Annotated in this window: 17 protein-coding genes and 3 pseudogenes; 6 read left to right on the top strand and 14 right to left on the bottom strand. The window is 45.8% G+C overall.

The genetic code is table 11. The features are described from left to right. Nucleotides 1-705 precede the first annotated feature (705 nt). Nucleotides 706-909, bottom strand: coding sequence for an AlpA family transcriptional regulator (locus tag HV037_RS04185; protein ID WP_016240318.1), 204 nt, complete (start codon nt 907-909; stop codon nt 706-708). Between the two features lie 991 nt (nt 910-1,900). On the opposite strand from HV037_RS04185, the gene HV037_RS04180 reads away from it, so the two are divergent. Both HV037_RS04180 and HV037_RS04175 read left to right on the top strand, forming a co-directional pair. Further along, nucleotides 1,901-2,977: a methyl-accepting chemotaxis protein gene (locus HV037_RS04180; protein ID WP_103284223.1), complete on the top strand. Its 1,077-nt coding sequence runs from the start codon at nt 1,901-1,903 to the stop codon at nt 2,975-2,977. Nucleotides 2,978-3,025: 48 nt separating this feature from the next. After that, the gene (locus HV037_RS04175) at nt 3,026-3,622 is read left to right on the top strand and encodes a dienelactone hydrolase family protein (protein ID WP_181545590.1); all 597 of its coding nucleotides are present in this window, start codon (nt 3,026-3,028) and stop codon (nt 3,620-3,622) included. A 55-nt stretch (nt 3,623-3,677) separates the two neighbouring features. On the opposite strand, the pseudogene HV037_RS04170 reads toward HV037_RS04175, so the two are convergent. The 3 genes and pseudogenes from HV037_RS04170 to HV037_RS04160 all read right to left on the bottom strand — a co-directional run. Next, nucleotides 3,678-3,842, bottom strand: a pseudogene (locus tag HV037_RS04170) (VasL domain-containing protein); the annotation flags it as partial. A gap of 165 nt (nt 3,843-4,007) precedes the next feature. Then, nucleotides 4,008-4,172 (bottom strand): annotated as a pseudogene (locus HV037_RS04165) (IS3 family transposase); the annotation flags it as partial. Nucleotides 4,173-4,822: 650 nt separating this feature from the next. Further along, complete coding sequence (locus HV037_RS04160) at nt 4,823-5,803, bottom strand: IS5-like element IS5 family transposase (protein WP_220131381.1); 981 nt, start codon at nt 5,801-5,803, stop codon at nt 4,823-4,825. Between the two features lie 465 nt (nt 5,804-6,268). On the opposite strand from HV037_RS04160, the gene HV037_RS04155 reads away from it, so the two are divergent. From HV037_RS04155 to HV037_RS04145, 3 genes are read left to right on the top strand one after another with little or no spacing between them, the layout of a single operon-like run. Beyond that, nucleotides 6,269-6,508 (top strand): hypothetical protein, encoded by a 240-nt coding sequence (locus HV037_RS04155; protein ID WP_016154483.1) that lies wholly within the window; start codon nt 6,269-6,271, stop codon nt 6,506-6,508. An 8-nt stretch (nt 6,509-6,516) separates the two neighbouring features. After that, on the top strand, nt 6,517-7,257 hold the full coding sequence (locus HV037_RS04150; protein ID WP_109018349.1) for a hypothetical protein: 741 nt from the start codon (nt 6,517-6,519) through the stop codon (nt 7,255-7,257). Nucleotides 7,258-7,298: 41 nt separating this feature from the next. Next, nucleotides 7,299-7,835, top strand: coding sequence for a redoxin domain-containing protein (locus HV037_RS04145; RefSeq protein ID WP_103284226.1), 537 nt, complete (start codon nt 7,299-7,301; stop codon nt 7,833-7,835). A 159-nt stretch (nt 7,836-7,994) separates the two neighbouring features. Here HV037_RS04145 and HV037_RS04140 read toward each other — a convergent pair whose 3' ends face one another. The 3 genes and pseudogenes from HV037_RS04140 to HV037_RS04130 form a co-directional block, all read right to left on the bottom strand. After that, on the bottom strand, nt 7,995-9,335 hold the full coding sequence (locus tag HV037_RS04140; RefSeq protein WP_103284227.1) for a VasL domain-containing protein: 1,341 nt from the start codon (nt 9,333-9,335) through the stop codon (nt 7,995-7,997). Nucleotide 9,336: 1 nt separating this feature from the next. Next, nucleotides 9,337-9,780, bottom strand: a complete 444-nt coding sequence (tssE, locus tag HV037_RS04135; protein ID WP_047414982.1) for a type VI secretion system baseplate subunit TssE — start codon at nt 9,778-9,780, stop codon at nt 9,337-9,339. Further along, nucleotides 9,780-9,947: pseudogene (locus HV037_RS04130) on the bottom strand (type VI secretion system lipoprotein TssJ); the annotation flags it as partial. The pseudogene HV037_RS04130 and the gene tssE, both read right to left, overlap by 1 nt. Nucleotides 9,948-10,002: 55 nt before the next feature. Here HV037_RS04130 and HV037_RS04125 point away from each other — a divergent pair. Further along, nucleotides 10,003-10,700 (top strand): IS1 family transposase gene (locus HV037_RS04125; RefSeq protein ID WP_223274117.1). Its coding sequence is split into 2 segments (ribosomal slippage): nt 10,003-10,252 and nt 10,252-10,700, totalling 699 coding nucleotides; the frame shifts between segments, so codons are not numbered across the junction. Nucleotides 10,701-10,710: 10 nt separating this feature from the next. On the opposite strand, the gene HV037_RS04120 is transcribed toward HV037_RS04125, so the two are convergent. From HV037_RS04120 to HV037_RS04095, 7 genes are all read right to left on the bottom strand, one after another. Then, nucleotides 10,711-11,655 carry a putative type VI secretion system effector gene (locus HV037_RS04120; RefSeq protein WP_103284228.1) on the bottom strand — a complete coding sequence of 315 codons (945 nt, stop codon included), beginning with the start codon at nt 11,653-11,655 and terminating at the stop codon, nt 10,711-10,713. A gap of 38 nt (nt 11,656-11,693) precedes the next feature. Then, entirely contained in the window at nt 11,694-12,728 is a 1,035-nt protein-coding gene (locus tag HV037_RS04115) for a putative type VI secretion system effector (protein WP_103284229.1), read from the bottom strand. Nucleotides 12,729-12,803: 75 nt separating this feature from the next. Then, nucleotides 12,804-15,509, bottom strand: coding sequence for a T6SS effector BTH_I2691 family protein (locus HV037_RS04110; protein ID WP_181500191.1), 2,706 nt, complete (start codon nt 15,507-15,509; stop codon nt 12,804-12,806). A 38-nt stretch (nt 15,510-15,547) separates the two neighbouring features. Then, the gene (locus HV037_RS04105) at nt 15,548-16,039 is read right to left on the bottom strand and encodes a hypothetical protein (protein ID WP_326926203.1); all 492 of its coding nucleotides are present in this window, start codon (nt 16,037-16,039) and stop codon (nt 15,548-15,550) included. Beyond that, nucleotides 15,978-16,157: a hypothetical protein gene (locus HV037_RS24790; RefSeq protein ID WP_326926174.1), complete on the bottom strand. Its 180-nt coding sequence runs from the start codon at nt 16,155-16,157 to the stop codon at nt 15,978-15,980. Before HV037_RS24790 ends, HV037_RS04105 begins: the two co-directional genes overlap by 62 nt. Then, on the bottom strand, nt 16,139-17,119 hold the full coding sequence (locus tag HV037_RS04100) for an IS5-like element ISKpn26 family transposase (RefSeq protein WP_000019445.1): 981 nt from the start codon (nt 17,117-17,119) through the stop codon (nt 16,139-16,141). Before HV037_RS04100 ends, HV037_RS24790 begins: the two co-directional genes overlap by 19 nt. 45 nt (nt 17,120-17,164) lie before the next feature. Further along, a complete protein-coding gene (locus HV037_RS04095) occupies nt 17,165-17,716 on the bottom strand; it encodes a DUF4123 domain-containing protein (protein WP_249414958.1) in 552 nt (183 codons plus the stop codon). Nucleotides 17,717-17,723 lie beyond the last annotated feature (7 nt).

Raw genomic sequence — 17,723 nt, 5'->3', positions numbered from 1 at the left:
GCTCATTGCGTCTTGAAAATATTCAGAACGTTTCCATTCTGATACTTCCCCCACGACCCACGCAAACAATACCATTGTTATTTTAAAACACTTCTCGTTTTACTAAAGAAGCTATACTAATGTTCTAAAAAACTTTAGGTATTGCGATTCAGGTTGGCAGCTACGTATCACCCGGCACTGCCACAATAACATAAGAACCGCCAATCACTTGAGGAACCTTCATTCTTATACCTGATACAGCAGGTTTTAACGTTATTGCTTTTGAGGATTAAAAAGGGTTCTGGAAATGGTATTTAAAAGACTTGTAAAAAGTTGGGATTTAGATTTGACAAATATAAGTTGATTAGATAATACTTTATTTATATTTGTAATCACGTTCTCGTATAACTGATTACAAGACTTAAAAAAGTCAGCGAAAACTTTTTTAGTCCTTAAAAAGTCAGATTTAATATCTGGCTTTTTTTGTATCTTTATTCTTTATAGATCTCTATATATTACCTGTCAATATAGAATGAAAAATATTTTAAACATCATGATCAATTAGATAAAAGAAAACAAAAAAGGCTGGATTTTATCCGGCCTTTACTCGAAGTATTTAATATTTTCCATATATAGCCTTAAAACGCTCTGTATGCGATTTTAGACGTTTTACACTATAAATAGTGTAATCATATTCAAGATAACAAATAGTAAGTGAGAGTGTTTTTACGCAGCCTGATTACGTGAATAAAAAATCTTTTCATCAATCCACGCATCGATTTCACTTTCAATAAATGCGATAGATCGTTCACCTGTTTTTACGGGAGCCGGGAAACTATTATTTTTAATCAGTCGATAAATCCAAGCTCTGCAAAATCCTGTGCGATCGATTACCTCAGAGATACGGATTAGTTTTGTTTTTTCTTTCATATATTTTTCCTTTTGTTATTTGATGGAATGTATTATTCGAATATCGCTTATGACGATCAACACCTATTTTTGGCATTTTCATGGCTTTTAGAGTGGAAACGGAGATAAAAGAAGATAACTTAATTAAAAACAATTAGTTATCCTTTTTAGCAAAAAGTGCTTTTTTATTTGACAACACGATGTTTACACTATCTAAAAACCGATGTTTACTGATGTCTACTAACGAATAATAGCGTAACTTATTGATTTAAATTGACAACACCTATGATTTGTTGGTAAATATACGTTGGTAAAAAACACTACATACTTATTTTTATTCGATAAAACATAGGATTGTATACATGTTCGATTCCGAGTCCGGCACCACTATTTAAAGAACCCGCCCTAGAGGCGGGTTTTTGCTTTTGGAGAAACGGACTCTCCATCAAGCTCCGTTCGATTATTCGTCTCCAGCGGCTCACCCCTGCGGGGCCAGCGCGACAAGCGCGTTGTTCACCGCCTGCTGCGTTAGTCCGGATCCGGGCACCGCTGTTATTATAAATACATTAATAATGTTGCATTTTAACCGGCGGTTATCACATTCTCAATTTTGGTCATGTACTCGATATATAGTGATACATCTAACCACTCTCTGAATTTTTCAATGCACACATAAATGATGTAATCCAACTACACATCCAGGCTGGAGAGTGATATCACAGGAATATTTAGGTTAAGCTAAAATATAAAACTAACAGATGGAGATTTTAATACTCTGAAATATCATTATCTGTAGTGTTCAACTGAAGTATAATCCTTATCTTAATAGATAACACGCGCATTTAAAAAACACCAGGCCATTTCTGTAAAACAATTCAACAAAACAATTATCAAGAAATTATAATACATCAAACAATACTAATTAAAAATATATTGACGTAATCTATAACATAGGCGATAAACTATTAAACCATTATTTTCTTAAACCTATTATCGAAAAAGGATTGATAAGATGATCAGGAAAATTATCGCTAAGATAGTTAAAAGAAATAGTAACTATAATTACAACACTTCTTCCGACATCATCGAAGCTGACACCCCCATCGCTGAACAAAAAGCAGAAAACTACAATAAAATCATCTGCCATCATTTCACTTCTGGCATATCAACACTCAACCTGATCAGAACATCATTAATTTCAACTCATGAACAATTAAATACAGAAAAAGATAAAATAACAGAACTAAACGCACAAAATAATAAAGCAATGCATTCCCTTGAATCACTCGTTATTGAGATCAATGAGGCAGGCAAAGAATCAGCAGAAATTCAAAAACAAATGACTCATCTGAAGTTATCACTGACTGAAATTAATGATGCAATTAAAGACATACAAAAAATTGCCAATCATACAAATCTAATCGCAATAAATTCAGCGATTGAAGCTGCCCGAGTAGGTGAGGCGGGAAGAGGATTTAGCGTTATATCTAAAGAGGTTAGACAACTAGCTGAAAATGTTAAAATGTGCACTAACCATATATTTTTGCAAACGGAAATCCTCCAGAATAATGGTTCTACGGTTGATACATCCATCGAAGCACAGCTAGCAATAATCACGAAAATCACTCAGCATATGAATGAAGTTGTTTTTTCTATTAAAAGTGTAATTGAAAAATCAGCCGCAATGAAGGCAATTATTGACTACATATCAAATTTACTATTTTTAAGTATCATTAAAATGGATCATGTTATCTGGAAAATAGATCTATATAAAAAACTTACCGAGAATAAATTAGATGATACGTTGACATCATATAGTCAGTGCAGATTGGGGAAATGGTATTACGGTGATACTGGAAGATGTTTCGCTCATTTAACGGGATTTAAAAATCTGGAGGACCCTCACCAGATGTTACATAACTCCGGCGTTCTTGCAATCGAGTATTCGATTTCTGGCGACCATGAGCATATGTCCCTGGCGTTAAAAAGAATGGAACAGGCCAGTGATGAGGTAATGAATCAGCTCGAGATTCTTGGCAACGAGATTTTCAGAGAGGTTGTAAAATTTACGCCCGGTGATGACCCTTGACAAACTTTATTATTAGAATAGATAGTTAAAAACTACGGGAGACAGTTGATGTATACTCTATTATCTAAAAATGAAAATGCTGTGATAGTTTTACATGAAATTTATGGATTGAATAATCATATCAAGCAAGTATGTAAAGAACTGCACAATACAGGACTTGATGTATATTGCCCCAATCTTTTGAACCGCGAAGAACCTTTCTCATACGATCAACATAGCCAGGCATACGATTATTTCATGAAGTTCTGCGGATTCGATACATCAATGATCTTCGATTTACTGATAAGAATACGTGATCATTATAAAAAAATAATAATCGTCGGATTCAGTGTTGGAGGGACATTAGCATGGCTTTGTTCGGAGAATACACATTGCGATGGTATCGTCAGTTTCTACGGAAGCCGTATACGTGATTATACTGATATAATGCCCAACAGCCCAACACTGGTTATCCAGGCGAAATATGAAGAAGCCTATGATCCTTACTTTCTCCAGCATAAACTCCGTCAGTATCCACTAGTATCGTTTCATATACTCAACAGCCGTCACGGATTTTGCGATCCTTATAATAAGGCATACAATCCGCCTGAATCAGCGAAAGCGCTGACTCTTTCGCATGATTTTATAACGAAGATCATTAACTAAGTTAATATAAAACGTCTGACTCATTTGATGGTCTTTGGCTGGCTTATTTCCAGTGCTACCGCCCTCGAATGGCATTTTGTTTCAGCAGCGTATAACGATTAAGAAGCTGGTTAAGCCGCATATCGAGCTGCTGATACAAAGCGGGTGATACACTCCCCTGTTTTTTTAATTCCTCATCGATTTGACGCAACAATTCTTCTGTCGGTGGCGTTTTCAGCGTCATAATAATGCAGGGTTAAATCATTCATATTTATTCTGCTTAGTAAATTGCTGCGTGTTAAACACTGAAGCAGACTCCGGGAGTCTGGCACGGGTAAGGAAAGCGCCATACACGATGACAAATCGCCAGTCACAAGAAATTCAATCGGTGCAATCAGCTTGCCCTCATCCGGAAGCCTCTCAGCGTTGCCATGGTCACGATACTTCTTGCGCCAGCAAAACATGGTTGATGTTATGCAACGCCAGAACCTGACGGCGTAATACAGCCCGTCTGCCGTCTGGTTTTTCAGGGGGGTTAACTGCTGCGATGAACCCCGAACACGTGGCAGAGTGAGCATATCACCTCTGTTCAGGTGGCCAAATTCAGTGTTCCACTACAAAATCCAGAGAATGCGCATACCATTTTCTGGATTTTTTTATGTCCGCACTTTACCCGTTCAAAAGCCAGTATCTAGCCCTTTCTCTCATTCTGAGCGCTAACGCTGCAACTATTTTCCGGCTCCTCAAATTCACGACAAATTAATGTGATACTTTCCATGGGAATCGGCTCTTCTGTTAGACCACACCAGGGATGCCCATTTATCGACTGATGAAAACGGCAAAAACGGCACTCACCAAACATTCTGGCCTCCTGATTTTTCTGCATACTCCGAAGATGGGCCAGAAAAACTGTTTTCAGCTGTTCCTCAGAAAAAGCTAATGAATCCCACGGCTCCTGCAGTGTCTCCTGCATGATGCTATGCATCACTTCACTCGCTTTGGATGTCAGAATCAGATGGACAACCCGTTTATCCTTACCGTCATTTTCTCTTCTAATCCAACCTTCACGCTCTAGGGAAGGTGCGAATAAGCGGGGAAATTCTTCTCGGCTGACTCAGTCATTTCATTTCTTCATGTTTGAGCCGATTTTTTCTCCCGTAAATGCCTTGAATCAGCCTATTTAGACCGTTTCTTCGCCATTTAAGGCGTTATCCCCAGTTTTTAGTGAGATCTCTCCCACTGACGTATCATTTGGTCCGCCCGAAACAGGTTGGCCAGCGTGAATAACATCGCCAGTTGGTTATCGTTTTTCAGCAACCCCTTGTATCTGGCTTTCACGAAGCCGAACTGTCGCTTGATGATGCGAAATGGGTGCTCCACCTTGGCCCGGATGCTGGCTTTCATGTATTCGATGTTGATGGCCGTTTTGTTCTTGCGTGGATGCTGTTTCAAGGTTCTTACCTTGCCGGGGCGCTCGGCGATCAGCCAGTCCACATCCACCTCGGCCAGCTCCTCGCGCTGTGGCGCCCCTTGGTAGCCGGCATCGGCTGAGACAAATTGCTCCTCTCCATGCAGCAGATTACCCAGCTGATTGAGGTCATGCTCGTTGGCCGCGGTGGTGACCAGGCTGTGGGTCAGGCCACTCTTGGCATCGACACCAATGTGGGCCTTCATGCCAAAGTGCCACTGATTGCCTTTCTTGGTCTGATGCATCTCCGGATCGCGTTGCTGCTCTTTGTTCTTGGTCGAGCTGGGTGCCTCAATGATGGTGGCATCGACCAAGGTGCCTCGAGTCATCATGACGCCTGCTTCGGCCAGCCAGCGATTGATGGTCTTGAACAATTGGCGGGCCAGTTGATGCTGCTCCAGCAGGTGGCGGAAATTCATGATGGTGGTGCGGTCCGGCAAGGCGCTATCCAGGGATAACCGGGCAAACAGACGCATGGAGGCGATTTCGTACAGAGCATCTTCCATCGCGCCATCGCTCAGGTTGTACCAATGCTGCATGCAGTGAATGCGTAGCATGGTTTCCAGCGGATAAGGTCGCCGGCCATTACCAGCCTTGGGGTAAAACGGCTCGATGACTTCCACCATGTTTTGCCATGGCAGAATCTGCTCCATGCGGGACAAGAAAATCTCTTTTCTGGTCTGACGGCGCTTACTGCTGAATTCACTGTCGGCGAAGGTAAGTTGATGACTCATGATGAACCCTGTTCCATGGCTCCAGATGACAAACATGATCTCATATCAGGGACTTGTTCGCACCTTCCCTAGTTTATTCAGGGACTGCGATACCGTGCCTTTAGTCAGCCCGAGGTATTCCGTGGTTGCAGCGGGCGTATTGGAATAACCATTGCATCGCGTTAAATAGAAAAGAATCTGAACCCATGTTGTGGGGAGTCCTTTCAGTTGCGGATGGCGATAAAAGCTGCCCATTTGCAGGCTCACCAGGCGTTCAAGAATATCAAAGAGTGTCACAGTTACCTGCCTCTGCTTGCCGGGATACGTGCTGGATAAACAAACGTCCAGACTTTCTAACGATAGGGATTTACTGTCATCAATAGTATCGATTCAAAACCATATTGACAATATTTTCAGTGTGTGTGTGTGTGTAATATCAAATGGTATCGATTCGATACCATTTGATATTACACAAGGAAAGTCATCATGAGTAAAACAGCCGTTTTCTTTCATGCAGGTTGCCCGGTATGCGTAGATGCAGAACACCAAATCGCACTGGCACTCGATCCCGCTCAATACACGGTAGAAATCGTTCATCTCGGAAATGATAAAACCCGACTGAATGAGGCCATCGAAGCTGGTGTGCAATCTGTTCCAGCCCTGGTACTGGATGGCGGTATCCCGCTTCACATCAACTTTGGTGCGTTTATTAAAGATCTGCTTTAAGGATAAAAATGAAACGTATTGCGATTGTATTAGCAATGGCTATCGCCACCTCTGCCAGTGCACATGGCAATGAGCCTCATCAGGGCGGTATTAAAACCAGCGCCGACAAGGCTGTATTGGCTGAGTTTGATATTGTGCACACGAAAGTCACTACCGAAGGGAATGTTGCCACCTTCCATATGGCAGTTTCCGGCAAGGCAGGTAAAAGTAAGCCTGCAGTAACAGGTAAGCTGGCGGGAACGGAAATTTTCTCTTATGTCTGGCCGACAACGATCGATCCGTATGAAGTGGGATTTGAACATAAGGCCGGTATCCTGGCACTGGCGGTAACATCCCATCCTGATCTGGATGATACGCCGCTGTATGATGAAAATGGCGATGGTAACCGCAACAATGATGGCGATCTGTGGCATACCCATTGGGTGGTGCTGAAGCCTAACGAGGTCTGCGGGCCTGGCGCACTGGCCGTAGTTGATATTCCTGAGGGACAAAAACCCAGGCTGCCAAAAACCTGGCCTGGCTTGCCGGTACTGTTGGACAGTCCGGGCTGGAATCCTACGCTGACAGGTGAAACTGTAGAAGTGAAAGTTCCGTTCGATAATATTGGCGTGGTCACTGCCAGCCAGTTTGATGGCGTAACTGCCGGGCTACGAGTTAATGCATCCGTTCATGCGCCGCTACTTTGCGTCGAGGATGTATTTAAAGTGGCCTCTGGCAAGCTGACGCTGCCGGGGAAAGTAAACCAGTAACGGAAATTAACCCGCACCACAGTGCGGGTTCTGGAGCTAACATGAATATCATTCGCCATCCGCGAGCACCAGCATTGACAATTGAACGCTGGTTTAATACATCACAGCCGATAACCCTGGAATCATTGCGCGGCAAGGTCGTGGTAATGGAATCATTTCAGATGCTGTGTCCTGGCTGTGTTTCCCATGGACTGCCGCAGGTTTCACGTGTGTACGCCACTTTTCCACCGGATAAGGTGGCCGTTATTGGCCTACATACGGTTTTTGAGCATCATGAGGTAATGACCGCACAGGCACTGGAAACCTTTCTATCAGAATACCGCATCCCTTTCCCCGTCGGGGTGGATATGCCGTCTCCTGACAATGATGTCCCCCAGACCATGCTGTCCTACGCTATGCGCGGTACACCTACGTTGACGTTAATTGATCAGCAGGGATACCTACGCCAGCAATATTTTGGTCAGGTAGACGACCTCGCGCTGGGAGCAGAAATCGGGGCGTTATTAAATGAGTCGTTGTCTGTTTCCGAGGACGCGTCTATGGCATCAGGGTGCAGTGATGGGCAGTGTGCACTATAGAGGTCCCGATAGAGATCCTGGCGTTAACCTTTTAGGGCACTCAGTGATAATTCCTGATAAATATTATTAATTTTTCATGATTTTATAGCGGAGATCATCAACCAATTTTATATAACCAACTGAATCAGTTGATGATCTTTGGCTGGCTTATTTCCAGTGCTACCGCCCTCGAATGGCATTTTGTTTCAGCAGCGTATAACGATTAAGAAGCTGGTTAAGCCGTATATCGAGCTGCTGATACAAAGCGGGTGACACACTCCCCTGTTTTTTTAATTCCTCATCGATTTGACGCAACAATTCTTCTGTCGGCGGCGTTTGGTCAAGCTGGCGGCGGATAGTGAAAATGGCTGATTTCAACTCCGACCCCGTCAGATATTTACCCTTGCGTTCATCAAGCGCATTTAGCTGGGCGGTTAACGCTTCCAGCCCCTGCTGGGCATGATGCCAGTTTTGCAGAGCACTTTCCGGCAACGCTTCCGTAGTTAACTGTTTCTGTAAGCTGCTCGCGATTACTGTCGTCTGCGATTCTTCCGGCCACAGAGTGACTAACTGCTGCGCTAATGATGCAGCGTATTCCCGCGACCACAAAGGTGACAAGCGATGTAAAACGTCCAATTGCTCTTGCGTTGCAGCAATTATATCTTGCTTCTTCCCCTGCAAATCTGAGGACTGCTTCAATGTGGACAATTGTTCAGGCGTCGGCACCTGTGGCAATGGCTTAACCAGTTCATATCCGTCGGCTCGCATAGGGTTGATAGCAAGAAAAGCGCCGGTACTCACCACTGCTGTAACCATGACACCGATAGCAAACCCCAGCCACATGCGTCGGGTTCCATGATCGATTTTGGTCGCTAAAACCGCTGCGCTCGATTGCCCGGACGACGCTGGCTCATTAACCACAAAGACCAGTTGTGGCAAAGACGTCACAACGTTATTTGTTGCATCTGAAGCCGGTATCATCACAATGGCCGATCCCGAATCGGGTTCGGATTTCTCCAGACGCAAAGCTGCATTGTGCATCCAGGTCACGACAGCCTCCAGTTTACTAAGCGCTTTCAACTCAAGCCGTTGCAGCACTTCGCAGGCATGTTTTAAACTCTGTTCAACCCGATACACCATGGATAAATCAGTATATGACAGCGTTAGCGTACGCAATTCTTGCTGTAAACGGGCTGAGAGCCATGCCAACATCTCAACGCGGGCATGAGTTTGCTGTGGCCATATTGCATTCCAGTGGTGCGTCAGTAAGGCCTCCAGGAGTTCCGCGCATTCGGCAAGTCCCACCAGTCCCGCATTCCGTATTCTGGCGACGGTGTACCAGGACAGTGTTTGCAGTTCGACGCCGTTATGACGAAACAATGCCAGGCTTAACTGTTCAACTTTTTGCCAGTCAACGTCCGGGCGCGCGGGGTGAGTCAGCTTGCTGATTTCATAGCGTAACAATCCGAACTCCGTGAAAGCACGCGGGTCACCACCGGTGCTGATGCGATACTTATCCATGTCAGTACACTCCAGTCTCAAGCCAACCCTGCCTCTTAAGGTGACGGATAAGAACCCGCCCCTCAGGGGTAAAATCAGTACCATAGCGAACAATGCCAAGGTCTTGCAGTTCAGCATCAATGGAATAACGCAAATGCCCCGGAGTTTCCTGCTCCTGCATCGTTACCTGAATACCTTTTAGCCGCGGTTCATACTTCAACAAAACCTGAGAAAGCGTGCTGATAAGCTGATGTGCCGTACCTGGCATTCCCTGGAGGATTTTGGTCATATCCGGCAGACCGTAATCGGGTAAATGTTTGAGGCTACCGGCACGAGTATTCAAAATGCGCTGCATATTATCCAGGACGGATAAGATGACCTGCGTGTTTTCACTGACTGAGTGCAAAGGGAAACCACCGGAAAAATTACCCAGTAAGATGTCATAAAGAGACGGCTGCTTGACCATTACTCATCCTCCTGCGCCAGGAGTGCCAGAGTCCGGGTATTTAATTCAAGCACACGCGCCTTATCAGGATCGAGATCTTCACGGCGTAATACCACGCGCCATGAATCTTCAGACTGTTCGGGAGAAATAAACATCCCCGCCACGGCAACATATTGCGCTTCCTTTTCGGTAATGGTGCCAACTTACTGATTTAGTGTATGATGGTGTTTTTGAGGTGCTCCAGTGGCTTCTGTTTCTATCAGCTGTCCCTCCTGTTCAGCTACTGAAGGCGTGGTGCGTAACGGTAAAAGCACTGCCGGACATCAGCGCTATCTCTGCTCTCACTGCCGTAAAACATGGCAGCTACAGTTCACTTACACCGCCTCTCAGCCCGGTACACACCAGAAAATTATTGATATGGCCATGAATGGCGTCGGATGTCGCGCCAGTGCACGCATTATGGGCGTTGGCCTCAACACGATTTTACGACACTTAAAAAACTCAGGCCGCAGTCGGTAAACTCACGCATACAACCGGGCAGTGACGTCATTGTTTGCGCGGAAATGGACGAACAGTGGGGTTACGTCGGCGCTAAATCACGCCAGCGCTGGTTGTTTTACGCGTATGACAGGATACGGAGGACGGTTGTGGCGCACGTATTCGGTGAACGCACGTTGGCCACGCTGGAGCGTCTTCTTGGCCTGCTGTCGGCCTTTGAGGTCGTGGTATGGATGACGGATGGCTGGCCGCTTTATGAATCACGCCTGAAGGGAGAACTGCACGTTATCAGCAAGCGATATACGCAGCGCATTGAGCGGCATAACCTGAATCTGAGGCAGCATCTGGCAAGGCTGGGCAGGAAGTCACTGTCGTTCTCAAAATCGGTGGAGCTGCATGACAAAGTCATCGGGCATTATCTGAACATAAAACACTATCAGTAAGTTGGAGTCATTACCCTTTTTTTCGCCGTTTATGTAGAGTTTCCAGGTTAATATCCGCCACGTTTTCCCAGCCCAGCAGGGTGAATATCTCCTCTGACAGCGTTTCTTCCGGTAACGGCTTGTGTTTGTAAATTGACCAGGCCGCGGGAAGCAGGCACATCACCAGCAGAAAAACTATTGTGCCTGCTATAAATATATAGAACATAGGATCGTAAAATGATGCCATACCATCGCTACACAGCAATGTTATGAGGACAACGGCCAGGCACAGATAGCAAACCCGCAACGGGATACGCACTGCCGCCCGGCGCGCCTGATTCTTTCCCCGGTAACACCCCGGCGTCATGCACAGGGACTGCTCCTCCGGCTTGTGGATGGCATACACCAGATACTCCTCACCGACCGGCGCTGCCAGCAGTTCCACCTCCTCCCCTTCATAGCACCAGTGATACCCCAGCCAGCCCGAAAAACGTCTGCCGTTAATGCGCCCGGTCAGATACCAGGCCCCGCACAGCGGCCTGTCATAGTCCTGCAGCAGGGCCGAAGCTGTCCCTCCCGAGCCGCTGGCCGCCCAGACCACCGCCGACGCCGCCATCTTCTTTTTATACCGGGTGTAGTAGGCGTTTCCTTCCGGATAGGACAGAACGTCGAAATGCTGCACCACCCGCCGCTGCGTCAGTTTTTCTATGACGCCCCGAACTTTAATCAGCGGTGCCGGAGGCGGCAGCACCGGGTCCGGCGGGGCGTTTTTCAGCGCCTCCAGCAGCTCTTTCTCTTTCAGGCGAAAATGTGCCAGCCATTTTCCTTTTTCATTTTTGGCCTCGATATTGCGCAGAATTTCCTGCGTTCGCGCCAGCTCACTTTTTTGCTGCAGATAGTTATGAAGCGGATATTTTTTATTGCTGCCTTCCAGACTTCTTCGCAACCCGTCCGAGAATTTCAGTTCTTTTTTCATAATTTATCCAGACCGTTAAGAACCATTCAGCATCCTTATTAATAATAAAAAAAACAAAATGTCCCTCCTGAATGATCAAAGGGCGTACCTTTGCGCAGAGGATTTGGCGGGATCTCTGTTCGCCTCCACTCTTTTTTTCGCCGTTTATGTAGAGTTTCCAGGTTAATATCCGCCACGTTTTCCCAGCCCAGCAGGGTGAATATCTCCTCTGACAATGTTTCTTCCGGTAACGGCTTGTGTTTGTAAATTGACCAGGCTGCGGGAAGCAGACACAACCCCAATGACATAAGACAAAACACAGCCAACATCATGTAAAATTCCGGGTCAGAAAATGCCTCCCATCCATTATGAATATGTATAACTGCAGGAGTTACTATTGCCAGGCTCAGATAGCAAATCCGCAACGGGATACGCACTGCCGCCCGGCGCGCCTGATTCTTTCCCCGGTAACACCCCGGCGTCATGCACAGGGACTGCTCCTCCGGCCTGTGGATGGCATACACCAGATACTCCTCGCCGACCGGTGCCGCCAGCAGTTCCACCTCCTCCCCTTCATAGCACCAGTGACATCCCAGCCAGCCCGAAAAACGTCTGCCGTTAATACGCCCGGTCAGATACCAGGCCCCGCACAGCGGCCTGTCATAGTCCTGCAGCAGGGCCGAAGCTGTCCCTCCCGAGCCGCTGGCCGCCCAGACCACCGCCGACGCCGCCATCTTCTTTTTATACCGGGTGTAGTAGGCGTTTCCTTCCGGATAGGACAGAACGTCGAAATGCTGCACCACCCGCCGCTGCGTCAGTTTTTCTATGACGCCCCGAACTTTAATCAGCGGTGCCGGAGGCGGCAGCACCGGGTCCGGCGGGGCGTTTTTCAGCGCCTCCAGCAGCTCTTTCTCTTTCAGGCGAAAATGTGCCAGCCATTTTCCTTTTTCATTTTTGGCCTCGATATTGCGCAGAATTTCCTGCGTTCGCGCCAGCTCACTTTTTTGCTGCAGATAGTTATGAAGCGGATATTTTTTATTGCTGCCTTCCAGACTTCTTCGCAACCCGTCCGAGAATTTCAGTTCTTTTTTCATAATTTATTCTTACAATATGTAATATGACCATTCCGAAATTTATTCAATGGATTTATTTGAAAATATAATTCAATTCTATTTACTGGTAGATTCTATTTTACGTACGCATTCCATCAGCGATTCTCCACATTTCACTATAAGTTCTGCTTTTTTTTGTTCAGAGAAGCTATCAATATCTTTCGAAAATTTTTTGCCAAACAGGGTGTTCTGCAGCCAGATTTGAATTTCATCTTCAAAAAAATACTCTTTCAGGGCATAATCCACTACCACCAGTAACAAAGCGAACTGCCAGGATGAGAAGACACCAATCCACTCAATACCCAGCGCATAAACCGTAGGTGTCGCTGCGCGTCCCAGCCACACCTCCATACTGCCGACAGCCGTACTCCAGCCAAATTTTGACATTAAAGCAGGCATAACTTTGCCGCTGAGTGAAATAATGGTCGTTATATCATTAAGTATTTTCCCAAAATATAATATTCCATATGCCCACCGTTTACTTATTGATCTTTCATCTTTCAATAGATAGATATCTGAAAAATCAGCCCCCAACGATGCAATGGCATTAAGCATTGCACAACTGGCCCCCACCCATTTCAGTTTCGGAAACGATTTATCATCTTTTTTTATTACATCCATCATCTTACTGACAATATCAACCGCACCTCCCGTGGTGGCGAATCCTGCAGCGACCAGTTTGGCATAACTGGAAAAGTCATCACGTTTAAAATGATCTGCCTGGTTATATAGCTCCGCCATATTAAAAAAGAGCACCAGGAAATTGATACTTGTCGCACGATAAGCATTTTTTTTCGCTCCCTTGATGCTGAATTCCGCAGTCGCCTTTTCCAGATCAGAGAACCGCACCTGAGCGACTTTTAAGCGCCCTGACACTCTGTTTTTCTGAGGATTAACAAAGAGAATTTCGTTTACATAGTAACTACGCTCAGTCGCCCAGCCAAAATATTTACTAGAGAAAGATTTTATTTCAGCTATTGTTTTACCTGCTGAAAGAGAACAGAGCGTTTTAACGACAAGATCGTTTATGGTGTCCAATTTTGGTCCCACACCCGAAACCGAGAATAATCGTGAACCCAGCGTTGCCATATGTTGGTCAACTTGATACAACACCCGCTTTGACCAGACTGGATCATTTCCAAGTGGCTCATCCAGCGCAGCTGTTGCTTTACTAAATCCTTCGAATAATTTAACCAGGTCGCCGGATTTTGACTCAAAAAATGCTAATAAACTTTGTTCTGTGACCTGCTGACTCACTCCTTTGCGTACTCTGGCAAGCAAGGGTTCGGCAACAGTCATTAACTCAGGTGCATTATAAAAATGTGTACGCCAGACAAGGTTATTTTCATCAGCAGTTGAGTAATCTTTTATCCAGTCATCGAGTAAACTCACACCAGATTTCGCCGCACCTAACCCAGACATCGCAAAAGCCGCAATTTCACGAAAGTGCAAATTATCCTGTGAAAGATCAGAATAAAAGTCCTGCAGTGTACGAATAAAACATGGAGATTTAAGCCATTGACAGCGGAAAGCAATTATCACTTCGAGTTGTTTATCTATTTTTTGTGTCAGGACCTCACTACAATTAATAAACGAATCCAGGCTCTCTTGCTTTATCTTTCTTTTATATCTGCGCAGGTTATTTGCCACCCGCGACCTTTTCAGATTCTGCTCCTGTCTTTTCTTCGCCTGACGCTCAAATTCTTCCCGGCTTAAAACATCCGTATTGCCTTTCCGTCCCTCGTTCCAGACATACATTCCATATGCGTAATCAATATCGCGAGATGTTGAAAGTGAACCACCCAATGCCGCGAGCTGCTCTTCCACATTCTGCTCAGCACTCTTTTTTATAATCTCCTTAACACCGTTTATCAGATTCTGGGTACAGAACTCCAGGGCGCGTTCATCACCGAATATCTTCGCCATCGCCAGGACATCGTTTGTCCATCCCGTCAGCTCATGCGTTATCCCTGTTGCATCATGCAGCGCCATCAGCAACGGTGTGACCGGGGAACCGTCTGGCTTCACACCCCGTTCCTTCATCTGCCGGACTGTGTTTCCGACCACTCCACTCTTCCACGGGTACAATGTCTCCTGCGGCCCCGGCTCTTTGACTATTGCATAGCGTTCATTCACGCACTGGCTGACGCGTATTTTATTATGGGTGCCATAAGGTAACCGCATTCCCGGGCTCAGCATGCTGCCCTGCGCCGGAATGTAATCCAGAACACTGACAAGATTCGCTGTGGTTGCCTCCGTTATTTGCTGTGAAGCCTGTGGCGCCCTCCAGTTCGATGAACTCACGCACTGCATTCTGCTCTGCCGTTGCACGCCATCGCTCGCGTAACGCTCCAGCGTATTTTCCGTCCACGGACACTGCGTGAATGCTATCCAGATGTCATTCTCCAGAACTTCATAGGGCAGCGTCAGAAAATCCTTTCCGCCATTACTGTAGGTTCCCTGCCGACAGTCAGGCTCTGCTTTCTCCAGGACATTTTTCGCCGAAAGCTGTTTCCACAAACTGCCGTCATCACATACCGACCACGCCTCCCAGTCCGTCAGATACGGATAGTAGATATAGATATATCCTCTGCGCATTGCGCGCAGCGCATAGTGGTAATTTTCGTTTTCCACCGGGTAAGCCGATACTCCTGGTGTTGCCCACTCCGGTAACGGTTCTTTAATATATTCAGGAATCACCGCATAGCGTACGGGTAGTAATGCCGGTCCCTGTGACATACAGTCACATTTATGATTTTTCATCCCTGTTCTCCTGCATATTCTAACTGTAAAGTTCTTAATTAATGCTCTTCACGAATTTCATTCCATTGCTGTTCTGTGACATGGGACGTGATTTGAATAAAATTTCCTCTTTCACTTCGTCTATTTATTTCAAGCAGTTTTTTAATAACGCTATGGTTATAAAATTCCGGAGCTACATTAATTGAACACTCACCCCATTTAATAAGATCTTCTATATCAAAGAAAGCACACAACTCGGCTTTTTTAAGTGAATTTCTTAATACCTTAAACACCTCTACTTCCGAAAATCGTTCACTACTCAAATGCGCTAAGCGATAATTACAAATGATCTTATTCTTTATCCCTACAAAATTTATATCACGCCAATTGTCAGCACTCAGCGATAAAGTATATGAAAGTCGAACTTGATTATTAGATTTATTTAATTTATTGATAAACTGTCCATCTCCATCAATAAAACTCCACACTTCAACTGGTCCTAAGGAAGGTGCGAATAAGCAGGTCATTTCTTCCCAAGCTGACTCGCTGATTAAAATTTCGCGGATCTGGGCCGATTTTTTTCCCGCAAACACATCGAATCAGCCTATTTAGGCTATTTTTTCCACCATTTCTGGCGTTATTTCCGGTTTTTACTGAGATCTCTCCCACTGACGTATCATTTGGTCCACCCGAAACAGGTTGGCCAGGGTGAATAACATCGCCAGTTGGTTATCGTTTTTCAGCAGCCCCTTGTATCTGGCTTTCACGAAGCCGAACTGCCGCTTGATGATGCGAAACGGGTGCTCCACCCTGGCACGGATGCTGGCTTTCATGTATTCGATGTTGATGGCCGTTTTGTTCTTGCGCGGATGCTGCTTCAAGGTTTTTACCTTGCCGGGACGCTCGGCGATCAGCCAGTCCACATCCACCTCGGCCAGCTCCTCGCGCTGTGGCGCTCCTTGGTAGCCGGCATCGGCTGAGACAAATTGCTCCTCTCCATGAAGCAGATTACCCAGCTGATTGAGGTCATGCTCGTTGGCCGCGGTGGTGACCAGGCTGTGGGTCAGGCCACTCTTGGCATCGACACCAATGTGGGCCTTCATGCCAAAGTGCCACTGATTGCCTTTCTTGGTCTGATGCATCTCCGGATCGCGTTGCTGCTCTTTGTTCTTGGTAGAGCTGGGTGCCTCAATGATGGTGGCATCCACCAAAGTGCCTTGGGTCATCATGACGCCTGCTTCGGCCAGCCAGCGATTGATGGTCTTGAACAATTGACGGGCCAGTTGATGCTGCTCGAGCAGGTGGCGGAAATTCATGATGGTGGTGCGATCCGGCAGGGCGCTATCCAGGGATAATCGGGCAAACAGGCGCATGGAGGCGATTTCGTACAGGGCATCTTCCATGGCACCGTCGCTCAGGTTGTACCAATGCTGCATGCAGTGAATACGCAGCATGGTCTCCAGCGGATAGGGCCGTCGGCCATTGCCCGCCTTGGGATAAAACGGCTCGATGACAGCGGTCATATTCTGCCATGGCAGAATCTGCTCCATGCGGGAGAGGAAAATCTCTTTTCGGGTCTGACGGCGCTTAGTGCTGAATTCACTATCGGCGAAGGTGAGTTGATGGCTCATGATGTCCCTCTGGGATGCGCTCCGGATGAATATGATGATCTCATATCAGGAACTTGTTCGCACCTTCCCTAACAAACGTCGTTGTTGCCAATCATCCAGGATGGAAAAAAGAGAGATTATAATTGCGGGGTCATAATACCGAAGCAATACATCTTTGCCATCACGCTGTTGGATAGCGACTTTTCCCAGGTAATCAGCGAGATTTATAATATTATCTGCACAAGTAAGCCAACCACAAATCATCCTGCCCTTACCCAGCAGTATCTCATTAGGTTCTATCTCTTTCAGGGCCTGCATAATACTTTCATGTAGTATATTACAATCAGCAGGTAAAGATAAATCCAGTGAAACCAAACAGGGTTCAAATTCAGCTGATAGATAACGAGTAGCAACAGGTACCCTTACAACATCCCTACTTTTTATTTTATCATAGAATGACGAATCTTTATTCCTCAGTCTTATAATTGCAGTATCAATCATTAATATGCAATTTCTATTTAACGTTATAAAATGATTAAATATTTGTTCACCAATGTCATCCCCTCGTTTTTGCATTGCCGGTAAGGAGTAATCATAAGTTATTAAAGATTCCTTCATTTGCCCT

Origin of the sequence: Citrobacter sp. RHBSTW-00017, assembly GCF_013797615.1 — a bacterium.
GTDB lineage: Bacteria > Pseudomonadota > Gammaproteobacteria > Enterobacterales > Enterobacteriaceae > Citrobacter > Citrobacter braakii.
This window is presented reverse-complemented; position numbering and strand designations above follow the sequence as displayed.

What these genes read in the sequence shown, in the direction of transcription:
- HV037_RS04185 (WP_016240318.1), bottom strand. Translation starts at nt 909, where the DNA reads ATGAAAGAAAAAACAAAACTAATCCGTATCTCTGAGGTAATCGATCGC.
- HV037_RS04180 (WP_103284223.1), top strand. Translation starts at nt 1,901, where the DNA reads ATGATCAGGAAAATTATCGCTAAGATAGTTAAAAGAAATAGTAACTAT.
- HV037_RS04175 (WP_181545590.1), top strand. Translation starts at nt 3,026, where the DNA reads ATGTATACTCTATTATCTAAAAATGAAAATGCTGTGATAGTTTTACAT.
- HV037_RS04160 (WP_220131381.1), bottom strand. Translation starts at nt 5,803, where the DNA reads ATGAGTCATCAACTTACCTTCGCCGACAGTGAATTCAGCAGTAAGCGC.
- HV037_RS04155 (WP_016154483.1), top strand. Translation starts at nt 6,269, where the DNA reads ATGAGTAAAACAGCCGTTTTCTTTCATGCAGGTTGCCCGGTATGCGTA.
- HV037_RS04150 (WP_109018349.1), top strand. Translation starts at nt 6,517, where the DNA reads ATGAAACGTATTGCGATTGTATTAGCAATGGCTATCGCCACCTCTGCC.
- HV037_RS04145 (WP_103284226.1), top strand. Translation starts at nt 7,299, where the DNA reads ATGAATATCATTCGCCATCCGCGAGCACCAGCATTGACAATTGAACGC.
- HV037_RS04140 (WP_103284227.1), bottom strand. Translation starts at nt 9,335, where the DNA reads ATGGATAAGTATCGCATCAGCACCGGTGGTGACCCGCGTGCTTTCACG.
- tssE (WP_047414982.1), bottom strand. Translation starts at nt 9,780, where the DNA reads ATGGTCAAGCAGCCGTCTCTTTATGACATCTTACTGGGTAATTTTTCC.
- HV037_RS04120 (WP_103284228.1), bottom strand. Translation starts at nt 11,655, where the DNA reads ATGAAAAAAGAACTGAAATTCTCGGACGGGTTGCGAAGAAGTCTGGAA.
- HV037_RS04115 (WP_103284229.1), bottom strand. Translation starts at nt 12,728, where the DNA reads ATGAAAAAAGAACTGAAATTCTCGGACGGGTTGCGAAGAAGTCTGGAA.
- HV037_RS04110 (WP_181500191.1), bottom strand. Translation starts at nt 15,509, where the DNA reads ATGAAAAATCATAAATGTGACTGTATGTCACAGGGACCGGCATTACTA.
- HV037_RS04100 (WP_000019445.1), bottom strand. Translation starts at nt 17,119, where the DNA reads ATGAGCCATCAACTCACCTTCGCCGATAGTGAATTCAGCACTAAGCGC.
- HV037_RS04095 (WP_249414958.1), bottom strand. Translation starts at nt 17,716, where the DNA reads ATGAAGGAATCTTTAATAACTTATGATTACTCCTTACCGGCAATGCAA.